This is a genomic window from Fusobacterium ulcerans (assembly GCF_003019675.1).
Classification (GTDB): Bacteria; Fusobacteriota; Fusobacteriia; order Fusobacteriales; family Fusobacteriaceae; genus Fusobacterium_A; species Fusobacterium_A ulcerans.
On sequence record NZ_CP028105.1, the window covers coordinates 823,646 to 837,080 of the forward strand.

Annotated in this window: 10 protein-coding genes; 1 reads left to right on the forward strand and 9 read right to left on the reverse strand. The window is 31.5% G+C overall.

All coding sequences use genetic code 11. The features are described from left to right. Positions 1 to 8 precede the first annotated feature (8 nt). Positions 9 to 2,699: a preprotein translocase subunit SecA gene (gene secA, locus C4N20_RS03740; RefSeq protein ID WP_005980732.1), complete on the reverse strand. Its 2,691-nt coding sequence runs from the start codon at positions 2,697 to 2,699 to the stop codon at positions 9 to 11. 100 nt (positions 2,700 to 2,799) lie between these two features. Continuing rightward, positions 2,800 to 4,866: an NAD-dependent DNA ligase LigA gene (ligA, locus tag C4N20_RS03745; protein WP_005980730.1), complete on the reverse strand. Its 2,067-nt coding sequence runs from the start codon at positions 4,864 to 4,866 to the stop codon at positions 2,800 to 2,802. Positions 4,867 to 5,028: 162 nt separating this feature from the next. Here ligA and C4N20_RS03750 point away from each other — a divergent pair, with 162 nt between their 5' ends. After that, on the forward strand, positions 5,029 to 6,645 hold the full coding sequence (locus C4N20_RS03750) for a putative manganese-dependent inorganic diphosphatase (protein WP_005980727.1): 1,617 nt from the start codon (positions 5,029 to 5,031) through the stop codon (positions 6,643 to 6,645). Positions 6,646 to 6,946: 301 nt separating this feature from the next. Here the strand turns inward: C4N20_RS03750 and C4N20_RS03755 are convergent, their stop codons facing one another. From C4N20_RS03755 to C4N20_RS03785, 7 genes are all read right to left on the reverse strand, one after another. After that, positions 6,947 to 7,924: an aromatic acid exporter family protein gene (locus C4N20_RS03755; protein WP_005980725.1), complete on the reverse strand. Its 978-nt coding sequence runs from the start codon at positions 7,922 to 7,924 to the stop codon at positions 6,947 to 6,949. 96 nt (positions 7,925 to 8,020) lie between these two features. After that, entirely contained in the window at positions 8,021 to 8,410 is a 390-nt protein-coding gene (locus C4N20_RS03760) for a PTS sugar transporter subunit IIB (RefSeq protein WP_005980723.1), read from the reverse strand. A gap of 63 nt (positions 8,411 to 8,473) precedes the next feature. Next, positions 8,474 to 9,514, reverse strand: coding sequence for a tRNA 2-thiouridine(34) synthase MnmA (mnmA, locus tag C4N20_RS03765; protein WP_005980720.1), 1,041 nt, complete (start codon positions 9,512 to 9,514; stop codon positions 8,474 to 8,476). Next, positions 9,507 to 10,445 (reverse strand): potassium channel family protein, encoded by a 939-nt coding sequence (locus C4N20_RS03770; protein ID WP_005980717.1) that lies wholly within the window; start codon positions 10,443 to 10,445, stop codon positions 9,507 to 9,509. Before C4N20_RS03770 ends, mnmA begins: the two co-directional genes overlap by 8 nt. Further along, complete coding sequence (locus C4N20_RS03775; protein ID WP_005980715.1) at positions 10,432 to 11,154, reverse strand: biotin--[acetyl-CoA-carboxylase] ligase; 723 nt, start codon at positions 11,152 to 11,154, stop codon at positions 10,432 to 10,434. Before C4N20_RS03775 ends, C4N20_RS03770 begins: the two co-directional genes overlap by 14 nt. 17 nt (positions 11,155 to 11,171) lie before the next feature. Further along, the gene (locus tag C4N20_RS03780) at positions 11,172 to 12,452 is read right to left on the reverse strand and encodes an ArsB/NhaD family transporter (protein WP_005980713.1); all 1,281 of its coding nucleotides are present in this window, start codon (positions 12,450 to 12,452) and stop codon (positions 11,172 to 11,174) included. A gap of 44 nt (positions 12,453 to 12,496) precedes the next feature. Then, complete coding sequence (locus C4N20_RS03785; protein ID WP_005980711.1) at positions 12,497 to 13,423, reverse strand: PTS sugar transporter subunit IIA; 927 nt, start codon at positions 13,421 to 13,423, stop codon at positions 12,497 to 12,499. Positions 13,424 to 13,435: the final 12 nt, after the last annotated feature.

The following is a 13,435-nucleotide window of genomic DNA, read 5'->3' on the forward strand; positions in this document are numbered from 1 at the left end:
ATTTTTGATTACACTCTTCCACAGCAGTTTTTATGTTTTTTTCCGCTTCCACAAGGACAAGGATCATTTCTTCCTATTTTTTCAGAAGTTCTTGGTTGATTATTATCCTCTTCTTCATCCTCAGTATTATAATTTACTTTACCCAGCGATTCTTCCTTTGGCTTTAATTCTTCCTCTTCTGGACTCTTAATTATAACTTTAAACAGGAATGAAGTTGTTTGTTCCTTTATTGTTTCAAGCATTTGCTCATAAAGTTCTCCAGAAAGAAGTTTATATTCTACTATTGGATCTCTTTGTCCATATGCTCTCAGGTAAATTCCTTCTCTCAATCCATCTAATGATTTCAAATGCTCTCTCCATCTTGAGTCAACTACTTCAAACAGTATATATTTCTCAAGTCTTCTCATTAGATCAGAACCTATTCTATTTTCTTTTTCATCATATTCTTTTACAATATCATTATACAATTTTTCTGCATAATTTTCTATACTTGTAGATTTATATTCAGTTAAATCTGTTATTTCATATCCGTATTTTTCATTTAAGAACTCTGCAAGCCCTATAATATCCCAGTCATCTTTAAATTCTCCAACAAATCTCTCTGTTACTTGTGAATGAATAGTATCTTTAAGCATATGTAAAACTGTTTCTTTAAGATCATCTTTTACCATAGCTTCATTTCTGCTTGCATAGATAGCTCCTCTTTGTTTGTTCATAACATCATCAAACTCAAGAAGATTTTTTCTGATTCCAAAGTTTCTAGATTCTATTTTATTTTGCGCATTAGCTATTGCCTTATTGATCATTGAGTGAGTAATAGGCTCTCCCTCTGGAAGTCCTAATTTTTCCATTACAGTTTTAACTCTGTCTGAACCAAACAATCTCATTAAGTCATCTTCAAGAGATAGATAGAATTCTGATTCTCCAGGGTCTCCCTGTCTACCTGCTCTTCCTCTTAATTGATTATCTATTCTTCTAGATTCATGTCTTTCAGTTCCAAGGATAAATAATCCTCCTTGCTCCATAACTTTTTCTCTTTCTTCTTCACATTGTACTCTGTATTTTTCCAGTACTTCAGCATAATTTTCAGCATCTCTGCTTCCTACTTCTTCTACAGCAAGGAATTCAGGATTTCCTCCAAGCATGATGTCAGTACCTCTACCTGCCATGTTAGTAGCAATAGTTACAGTTCCAAATCTTCCAGCCTGTGCTACTATTTCTGCCTCTTGAGCATGGAATTTAGCATTTAATACATTATGAGGTATTTTTCTTGCTTTAAGAAGTTCAGAAAGATCTTCAGAACTTTTTATTGAAATAGTTCCCACAAGTACTGGCTGTCCTTTTCTATGTAATTCTTCTATTCTATTTATTATTGCATCTATTTTCTCTTTATGTGTCTTGAAAACCAAGTCTGGATGATCTTTTCTCATTACTGGTTTATTTGTAGGGATAACTACAACTTCCAATCCATATGTATGGACAAACTCTGCCGCTTCTGTTTCAGCAGTACCAGTCATTCCAGATAATTTCTCATACATTCTGAAATAGTTTTGAAGTGTGATTGATGCAAGAGTTTGGTTTTCTCCAGCTATGTTCACTCCTTCTTTTGCTTCTATAGCTTGGTGAAGACCATCTGAATATCTTCTTCCTTCCATAGCTCTTCCAGTAAATTCATCTATTATTATTACCTGTCCTTCACCATTTACCAGATAATCTCTGTCTCTTTTGAAAAGTTCTTTAGCTTTTAAAGCCTGATTCAGATAATGAGTAAGTTCTACATTTTCTGGAGAATAAAGGTTGTCTATTTTCAATAGTTTTTCAACTTTTGTTACACCTTTTTCAGTAAGAACAATGTTCTTAGCTTTCTCATCAACTTCATAGTCTCCCCATTTTTCAGGTGGAATATCCATTTCTTTTTTAGCTTTTACATCTTTGATTCCTTCAGTTTCATAGCTTCTGCTTAACATTGAAACTATTTGATAGAACACTTTATACCATTTGATAGATTCAGTAGCAGCACCAGATATAATAAGTGGTGTTCTTGCTTCGTCTATAAGGATAGAGTCAACCTCATCCACTATACAGTAGTTAAGTTCTCTTTGTACTCTCTCTTCTATACTTCCTACCATGTTGTCTCTCAAGTAGTCAAATCCAAATTCTGAGTTTGTACCATATGTAATATCACTGTTATAAGCTTGTTTTCTCTGCTCTGTTGATATACCATTTAATATTACTCCAGAATTTAATCCAAGGAAGTCATAAACTCTTCCCATCATATCTCTGTCTCTTGAAGCAAGATAATCATTTACAGTTATAATATGTACACCTTTTCCAGTAAGGGCATTTAAGTATACAGGACATGTTGCCACAAGAGTTTTTCCTTCTCCTGTTTTCATTTCAGTGATTTTTCCTTCATGAAGTACTATTCCACCAATAAGCTGAACATCGTAATGTCTAAGTCCTAAAACTCTCTTAGATGTTTCTCTTACTGTTGCAAATGCTTCAGGTAGAATATCATCTAAAGTTTCACCTTTAGCTAATCTTTCTTTGAAGTAAGCAGTTTTTGCTTTTAGCTGCTCATCAGTAAGTTTTTCAAAATCAGGCTCAAGCTGATTGATAACATCTACTATCTTCCTTATCCTCTTTATTTCTCTATCGTTTTTAGTACCAAATATCTTTTTTAACAAATCTCCTATCATCTACAATTTTCCTCTCTTTAAATTATTATTCTGACACTTTATCAAGATATATGCTACCATAAATCTTCTCGATAGTCAATTAAAGGTGCCTGTTTTTATATTAATTTTTGTTATTGTTTTTACATATCTCCACAAATTCTTCCTCTGTAAGAATTTTTACAGTCCCTAACTCTTGAGCTTTTTTTAATTTACTTCCAGCTTTCTCTCCAATGATAAGATAATCAAGATTTTTGCTCACTGCTGACAGATTTTTTCCTCCAAGTTTTTCTATCTCTTCTTTTATCTCTTCTCTTTTGAAATTTTTAAGAGTTCCTGTAAAAAGGAAAGTTTTTCCAGAAAAAATCTTTTCTGACTGATCTTCCTCTTCTTTTTCCTCCATAGCGAACTGTAGTCCATGACCTTTTAAAATATTTATAAGCTCAATATTTTCTTCATCTCTAAGGAAATCATATACAGCCTTTGCTCCCTTATCTCCAATTCCATCTATCTCTATTAATTCCTCTATTTCCATTTTCATAAGATTATCTATATTTCTGCTTGCTTCTGCTAAAAGTTTTCCAGAATATTTTCCAATAAAAGGTATTCCTAAAGCATAAATAACTTTTGAGTAATCTCTTTTTTTACTGGCCTCAATAGAATCTAAAAGATTTTCTACACTTCTTTTTCCCATTTTTTCTATGTTTTCAAGATCTTCTTTATGATCTTTCAAATCATATATATCTCCAACATTTTTTATAAAACTTAGTTCCAGCATTTTTTCCACCATTTTGCTTCCAAATCCACCTATATTCATGGCATCTCTTGATACAAAATATTCTATTCTTCCCTTTACTTTTCCGGGACATACTGGGTTGGTACATTTTATATCTACCTGTCCCTCTTCTCTGGCAACTGGACTTCCACATACAGGACATTTATCTGGTTCAGTTATCATCTTTTCACTGCCGTCTCTAAACTCTTTTATAGATTTTACTACCTGCGGTATTATCTCAGCAGCTTTTTCTATAAATACTTTATCTCCTATTCTTATATCTTTTCTTTCTATTTCATGGAAATTATGAAGACTGGCTCTTTTTACCTTGCTTCCAGATAATGCTACCTCTTCAAGTTCAGCAACTGGAGTAACCTTCCCAGTTCTTCCCACCTGCCATGTAATTCCCAATAGAGTAGTTGTTACCTGTTTAGCAGGAAACTTATATGCTATGGCCCATCTAGGACTTTTAGTAGTATTTCCAAGTTCATCCCAAAGATCAAGATTATCTACTTTTATTACCATTCCATCTGTTTCATAGTCCAGTTTCTCTTTTTCCTGTTCCCAGTAATCTATTCTCTTTTTCAAAGCAGAAGCTGTGTCCAGCACCTCACATACTCCTGTAGTTTTTATTCCTAAAGATTCCAGATATTTTATACTTTCACTATGAGTCTGTATTCCATAATTCTTAGCATCTACTATAAAATAAAAATAGCAGTCCAGTCCTCTTTCTTTTATTATACTGGCGTCTATCTGTCTAAGCGTCCCGCTTGCAGCATTTCTTGGATTGGCAAACACTTCCTCTCCAGCTTCCATTCTTCTCTCATTCAGACTTTCAAATCTGCTTATAGGAAGAACTATCTCCCCTCTTATCTCCATATCTAAAGGTTCTTTTAATGTATGAGGAATTGTTTCTATCTCCATTATATTTTCTGTAACATCTTCCCCGATAGCTCCATCTCCTCTGGTTACACCTCTTACCAGCTTTCCTTTTTCATATTGGATGCTTATAGAAAGTCCATCTAGTTTTAATTCAAGAGCATATTTTATGTCCTCTCTTTCAGGAAGAAGTCTTTTTATTCTATCTATAAAATCTCCTATCTCTTCTTCATTATATGTATTAGAAAGACTTAACATAGGTTTTTTATGTGTTACTTTCTGAAACTTATTCTCTCTAAGATTTGAAGCTCCTACTATAACTGTTGGTGAAGCTTCGCTTTTATACTCTGGATATTTTTCCTCCAGCTCTTTAAGTTCATTCATCAGCATGTCATATTCCACATCAGAAATAAGGCTCTCATTATTTGTATAGTAATACTGGTTGTACTTTAAGAGGTCTGCTCTCAGCTTCTCTATTCTCTCCTTATCCTTTTTCATGTCATTCTCCTCAAAAAAATTTAATTTCATCTCTTTCATTATTTCTGCTCCAATTTCTAAATTTAATTATCTACATTTTTCATACTGACATTATATCATTTTTTTCAAAGATTTTTTCCAAAAATATTATTTGTTCATATGATAAAAAAATGTTAATATATTTGAAACAGCAATTTAAGAAAAATAAGGAGGTTTTTTCGAATGGAGCCTATTTTGATTTTTGGACATAGACATCCAGATACAGATTCTATCTGTTCTTCAATTGCCTTAGCTGAACTAAAAAAAGAGATGGGAATAAATGCTATTCCTTACAGACTTGGTGATATAAATAAAGAAACAGAATATGTCTTAAAATATTTTGGTGTAAAAGTTCCTAAACTTTTAAAAACAGTTAGTGCTCAGATATCTGACCTGACTAGAGTGGAAAAAAAGACTTTATCTATAGATGATTCTTTGAGGTCAGCTTTGGATATAATGACAGTGGAAAATTTTTCCAGTCTTCCTGTAGTAGATGACAAAAAACAGCTTAAAGGTATGATTCATATCTCTGATATTGCTAATACTTACCTTAATCTTGAACATTCAGATCTTTTTGGAAAATATAAGACAACATATGAAAACCTGAAAGATGTTCTTGATGGAATAATTGTAAGCGGTACTTATCCAAGTGGTATTATCACTGGAAATCTAAAAGCTGTATCTGAACTGGAAAATGTTACTCAGGGAGATATAGTTGTAACTACATCTATGGTAGATGGTATCGACAGATCAATCAAAGCTGGAGCAAAGGTTATAATCGTTGCTTGTGATGAGGATGATTTTATCAGCCCAAGAGTAACTTCTGACTGTGCTATTATGAGGGTTCACGCTAACCTTTTCAAGACAATAAGTCTTGTAAGCCAGTCGCTTTCATTATCATCTATAATGAATAATACAAAGTTCTATTCATTTAAAAAAGATGATTTTTTACATGATATAAAAGATATAATGAAAGAAGCAACACAGACAAACTTCCCAGTTACTGAAAAAGATGGAACAGTATATGGAACTATTAGAACTAAAAACCTGATTAATTTTACAAGAAAACAGGTTATTTTAGTTGACCATAATGAACTGGCTCATTCAGTAGAGGGATTACAAGATGCAAAAATATTACAGGTTATTGACCACCACAAATTTGGAAATTTCATTACTGATGAACCTGTAAAAATAAATGCTGAAATAGTTGGATGTACTTGTACTATTGTCTATGAATTATTCAGAGAGGCGAGAATTACTCCATCTAAAAAAGCTGCTGGACTTATGATGAGTGCTATTCTTTCAGATACACTTATGTTCAAGTCTCCTACTTGTACTCAGAAAGATATAGATACAGTTAAAGAACTTGCCCTTATCTGTGAAGAGCTTGATTATGAAGAGTATGGAATGAATATGCTTATAGCAGGAACTTCTCTTGCTAACAGATCTCCATATGAAATACTTACTACAGATATGAAGGAATTCTCTATGAATGGAATTAATATGGGAATTGCTCAAGTAAATACTGTAGACGTAGCTGGGCTTTTAAATAAACAGGCTGATTTGGAAAGAGTTATGAAAGAGATAAATAAAAATTCTGAATTCTCAATGTTTATACTTATTATTACAGATATAATAAAATCTGGTTCTTATGCTATGGTAGCTGGAGATTTCCCTGAACTTATAGAGAGAGCTTTTAATGTTCAGCTGGAAAATAACCTTACATGGCTGGAAGGAGTAGTTTCAAGAAAGAAACAGATAGTTCCTTTCCTTATGGCTGCAAGTCAGAGTTTAGATTAATACAAAACAGACTATTATTAAAGAATAGAGATTGATTAAAAAACTAAGATAAATTTTAGAAATTTGGAAATTGGAGGAGTTTGTGTACTTAATGAAGTAAGTAAAATGTAAAAAACAGTATGTCTGAGTGAAAACGAGTTTCCAGTAATTAAGCAGTTAGAATTTTAACTGCTATAATTACTGAGATGCAACAGTGGAACTGTTGTAATCCTTCATCTATTCTTTTATGTTTTATGAACAAAATTAATAACAAACTTCTCCACTGGAAAAGTTCCAAAATTTTTATTTTAGGAATCAATCTCTATATTTTTTTCTCCCCATCTAATGTATATTTTTTCATAAAATCCTTCTTAATTTCAAGAAATTCTTCTATGTCATTAAAAAATTGCAACAATACTGCCCTGCTTTCAAATTCAACTCTGCTCTTTGGAAGAGGCATGCTTTTAAATTTTTCTCTCAATGCCTCCAATTCCTCCAAAGCTTCAAGATAAAGTTTATCTACTCCTATTGAGCTTCCAACTTTTCTTGTAAATTCTGAAACAATAAATGTATGCTCACTACTTATGAAAAAATTATAAAAATGTCTTCTCATTCTCATTAAAACTTTGTATTGAGCTCTTTTCATGTTAAAAACTTCTATCTCATATCTCGAACCATAGAACAAAGCATTATTATAGTCCTTATATGCTAAATCTCTTCCTATGTCCAGTTCTTTTCTCAAATCTTTAAATACTTTATCTTCATCAACAAATATAGCTCCAGTTATCAGTTCATCACTCATATAACTTAGAATTTTTTTCATAAAATTATCTACATTTTCCTGAGTATGCTTTATTTTTTTAGTCACATCAGGCATATATAGATTTAAAACTATAGCTATCACTGCCCCAAGTACTAATATCAATATTTCATTTGAAAGTATTTTTAAGGATATATTTTTTTCTGTCAAAATATGAGTTGCAAGTACTACTGTTACTAAAAATCCTTGAAACAAATTAAATTTTAAACATACTGGCATAAATATCAAGATAAAAAGTCCAAATACAAATGGTGTATATCCCCAGAAATAAAAAAACATTGCTGCTATAAAAAGCCCCACAAGGGAAGCTATAAATCTTTCTATAGCTATTTTCACTGATTCTTTTTTAGTTGTCTGTATACTTATTATTGTAACTATCCCAGCTGTTACTCCATAACTTATTCCCATAACCTGAGCCAGATATATTGCCAAAAATGTCCCCAAAGCAGTTTTTATAACTCTATGATCAAAATAATTCAAAGTATCCCTCCTTTAAATTTTTTTATAATATTTTTATACTTCTGAAACCTTACTTTTCTTTTTTTCTATTTTAACAAAAAAAGGCGGATAGCCGCCTTATCTATTTTTTTCTCTTATATCATTTATTTCCTCAGCTAACTTTTCAGCTTTCAGTCCAATAATAATATGAATCTTTGTATCTGTAAGTTTTATAACTTTATGAGCCCCTAAAACAATTATTCTCTTTTCATCCAACAGAGAACCATCTTTCATTATTACTCTTATTCTTGTCATACATGGGTCTACACTTACTATATTTTTCTCTCCACCTAAAGCTTTGATATATAGTTTCCCCATTCCTGAAAATTTCTTTTCTTCAAGTTTATCCAAATCAACACAATTTACTCTTTTCATTTTAGTGATCAGTTTATATTTTCTGATAATTATTGCTGCTACAACTAGTATAATTATCCCAATTATCCAATATAACCACTTGGTCGATTCCATAACTCCCTCCCTTATTAATTAATCATCACCTATAATATAACGATTTTAACAAAAGTTGTCAAGTTATGATATTATTCCCCCACCTAGTACCAAATTTTTGTAATACAACACCAAATGCTGTCCAGGAGCAGTCTGAGGATTCTCTTCATCAAACTCAAAAAAAAGTTTTTCATTCTCAAATAAAATTTTTCCACTTGCACCAAAGCTAGAAAATCTCGGTCTTCCAATAATTTTTTTATCTAAAATATCAGTTATTTTTACAGATAATTTAAATTTTTTTAGTTCTACTCTTTTTTGGTACAGTTCTTCATATTCTCCGATAGTTATTTCATTTTTTTCTTTATTTATTTTTGTTATAAAATATGCCCTTGGAAGTTTAAGTCCCAGACCTCTTCTTTGACCAATAGTATATAGTTGATACCCTTCATGCTCTCCCATAATATTCCCATTGCTGTCTATGAAATTGCCTTTTTTTATCTTATCTCCTAAATTTTTTCTAAGAAATTCTATATACCCTTCCTTAGCAAAACATATTCCCTGACTGTCTTCTTTATCATGTACTTCCAATCCAATATTCTTCGCTATCTCTCTTATCTGTTTTTTTTCATAAGAATGAAGTGGAAAAAGAAGTCTTGATATTTTATCATTATCCAGTCTGTAAAGCATATAGCTTTGATCTTTTCTGGGATCATATGAAACTTTCAACAGATCTCTTTTGAATTCTTCTGAATATTCTACCGAACTATAATGCCCTGTAGCTACAAAATATGCTCCTTCTTTGTCTGCTGTTTCAAAAAGAACTCTCATTTTTACTCTTTCATCACAGATGACACAGGGAGAAGGAGTTATTCCCTGAGAATATCCCTCAAGGAAATCGTCTATAACTTCCTTTTGAAATAATTCTTCTATATCTATTATTTTATGTTCAATTCCAAGAAAATCACATATCCTTTGAGCAGCTTTTATCTCTTCATTGAGAGATTTTTCTTTTTTATGATTCAGTGTTACACCTATGACTTCATATCCCTGTTCCTTCAAAAGATATGCTCCCACAGAAGAATCTACTCCTCCGCTCATTCCTATGACTGCCTTTTTTCTATTCATTACTCTTTTCTCCTGATTTATCAGTTTCCTTTGTCTTATCTCCATCATCTTTTTGAACTATTTGAAAATTCAGTATTCCTGAACTTAAAGTTATTCCTAGAGAAAAATTCAAAAGGAATATTCCAGTCAGTGCTTCTATTATAACAAAAAATTGTCCCAGAAATTTCAATGGATATATATCTCCATATCCCAAAGTTGTCAAAGTAACAAAGCTGAAATAAATATGTTTAAAGTAGAAATACAAAGTAGTATTTACATCTTCCATTCCATGAAAAGCTGTTCCATCATAATAGATATTTATTACTGAATAAAGTGCACCAAAACTTATCCCTAGAGTTATATATGTCATCAGAGTAATTATTACATCACTGCTTTTTACTTTTCTCTTTCTAAGGATTATATCTGTTACACAATATTTTATAAGAACAATGTGGCTGGTAAAAAGAAGCATTATATTTACAGCAAAAACGAGATAATATACATCTTCATATTCATTCCCTATTTTTCCTATATTAAGCCCAAAAATAACTATTGTAATAGGAATGCATACTATGTAGTAAAGTATCAGAATTATTGCTTTAAATGCTCCATCTTTGAAGATAAGATTTTTTCTTCCTATGACGATTATTGGAAATATACTCACAAATAATACTGGAATCTGTTTGAAAGTCTGGAAATTCAGTTTAAATATATTTATAGATTTCATACTGCACAGCTGTGAAATTATAGGAAGAAAAATAGATATAGCTGCTGTCATCTTTATTAAGAAAATTATAAAATCATAATTTTCACTTTTTCTAGCTATATCTATTATCATCTTCATCTTAGATTTAAAATCAAGATTCTTTTTTACTATCTCCACTACATATCCAAGATCTAAATCCTCAGCCAGCATTTTGAATAACTTATCTTTTATACTATTCAGTTTCATTTTTCATCCTGCTTATATGTACTTCTCCTATATTGAAGAGTTGTTTTATTCCAGATACTTCTACTTCCAATCTTCCATCTTGTGCTATCTCATTCACTATTCCAGCAGCTGTTCCATTTATACTTACAATATCCACTGTTTTCCCTTTGAGATAATTTTTGCTGTTAATTTCATCCAGTATATATTCCCATTCTCCATCACAAAATCTTTTGTAATATTTTTTAAATTCATCTATTACAGTAAATATAATATCTTCAATTATATAACTGTTCTTTGTTTTATTTGTAAGGGATATGGCTGTTTCTTCAGCCAATCCCAATTCTTTATTATTTACATTTATTCCTATTCCTATGATAAAAAAATCATCTACTTTTTCTACAAGTATCCCTGACAATTTTTTATCATCAAGATAGATATCGTTTGTCCATTTAAATTTTAAATCCAGTTCCTCTATTCTTCTGATTCCTCTTAATACAGAAATCCCTGTGACAAGGGGAAGCTTGGAATACTCTTCTATTGAGATATTTTTTTCAGCTTTTAGAGCGAAACTAAAGAGAGCCATTCCCTTGCTTGAAAACCAATTATTTCCTCTTCTGCCTCTTCCCTTAGTCTGAATTTCAGCTATTGCCAGATCATAATTTTCAATATCTTTTTTATTTTTAAGATAATCACTTGTAGAATCTATACTTTCAAATCGGAATATTCGCATATTTCCTCCTCTTTTTTCTACATATATCTTACATATAGATAAATTGTAGCTAATAACAATGTTTGAAAAGCTATAAGTCCTCCAAATTTAAAGAATTTAAAGAAATCTATTTTACATCCAGCTTTAGCAGCAGCTCCTACAGCAACAACATTTGTAGCTGATCCTAGCATAGTTATATTTCCACCTAAACATGATCCAAATGAAAGAGCCCACCAAAAAGCTTTTGGATCTCCTATCTTATCAAATGTAGGTACCATTACTCCAAGTATTTTAGAAACAGTAGCTGCATTGGCAACATTTCCTATTATAGAAGTAAATCCAGCAGAAAGCCAAGTTACAGCTATAACAGCAAGGTCGAATTTACCTGAAGTTATTTTTATAAGTTTATCTCCAATCATGTTTATTATATTCAAATTCTCTATCCCTTTTATCATCATAAACAAACCTATAAAGAAAAACAGAGTTTCCCATTCTACATTCTCAAATATCTCTTTTGGTTTTCTTTTTGCTATAACTACTAAGAATATTGCTCCAGACAGAGATATTATTGCAAGTCCTTTGTTGATGAAGTTATTTAAAATAAATCCTATCAATACAAGAGTAAATATTACTGCTGCTTGTTTCAACAGTTTTGGATCTTTCAAACTTCTTGATGAATCCAATTCCATTATTCTTGCTTTTAATTCATTTGGCACTACCATATGTCTTCCATAAATGAAATAAACATTTGCTATAAGCAATGCCATTGAAAGTACAGCTACTGGTGCTGTATTGAAAAGAAATTCATTGAACCCAAGATTTCCCTCTGCTCCTATGATCAACTGAGTAGGGTCACCAATCAATGTAGCCAGACCACCAATATTAGCAGACATGACCTCTGTTATTATGAATGGAAAAGGATCCAGTTTTAATTGTTTTGCCAACAATATAGATACTGGCGCCATCAAAAGTATAGTTGTAACATTGTCTAAGAACGCAGAGCAAAGAGCTGTCACTATTGCCAGCAGAACTATCAATCTAAAAGGTTCTCCCCTTACCAACTGAGCTACTTTAATAGCAAACCACTGGAACACACCTGTTTCAGATACCAACAGAACTATTATCATCATACCTATCAAAAGAAATAAAATTTCCAGTCTTTCAGAAATAGCTGTCAAAGCATCTTCTTCATTTATTATCCCTACCAGCGCCATAATAAGTCCACCTATCATTGTTGCCCATGGTCCAGGGATTTTATCTGTTATCATCAAATAGAATACTGCAAAAAACACAATTAATCCTATCAGCATATATATCATAATTTTTCCTCCTTATTTTAACTCTCTCCCCAAAGATCGAAATTTTAAATATGAAGTACTTTTTTGATTATATCTGATCTTCTTATCATTCCATAATATTTTCCTTCGTCCAGTACATATAATCTTGTAAGTCCCTTATTAACCATAATAAAACATATCTCCATGATAGGAGTTTTTCTATCTATTTTTACTCTCTCATCTACTCTGTACAATTTTTCAATAGTAGTTGTAGTTTCATTTACTAAATATTCCTCAAAAGGTTCTCCCACTGTCAAAAAGTTAAGATCTCCCATCAATGAAAGATAATCAGGCATACCAAAATCTATAAGCTCTCTCTCAGTTATCTCTCCTAAAAATACTCCATCTTTATCTACAACTGGAAGTCCGCTTATCTGTTCAAGTATAAGTCTCTTTGCTATTTCTTCCAGAGTATTGTCTGGTGTAGCTGGCTCTATATCTGGACTCAACACATCTTCAGCAATTATTCTGTGATCTATTTCGATATTTGATTCTTGGATATATTCCACTATTTTGCTTGGATTTTTTTCCTGCTTTATCTCTTCTAAAAGATTTTTTCTCTTTAAAACCATCTTAGAAACAGCACTCATTACTTTTAATATATTTTTGTTTTTCAATACATCTGAAATAATTAAAAATACAACTTTAACCTTATCTGTTTTATGAGTAGCTGCAATTTCCATCTCTATAGGCTCTTCCAGTACTCCAATAGCAACAACAAAGTCATTAAAATTTTCTATTCTGGCATGTGGTATAGCTATACCATTTCCCATACCAGTAGATATTTCCTCTTCTCTTTTAATTACCGACTTCACAATTACATCTTTTAACTCATTTATCTTCTTATCTTTCAGAGATAATCTATCTATCATCTCTGTGATAATTTCTTCAGGAGTTGTTCCTTTTAAATCAGTAAAAATAAACTGTGGATCTAAATAACTTGAAAACTTCATATATTCCTCCTT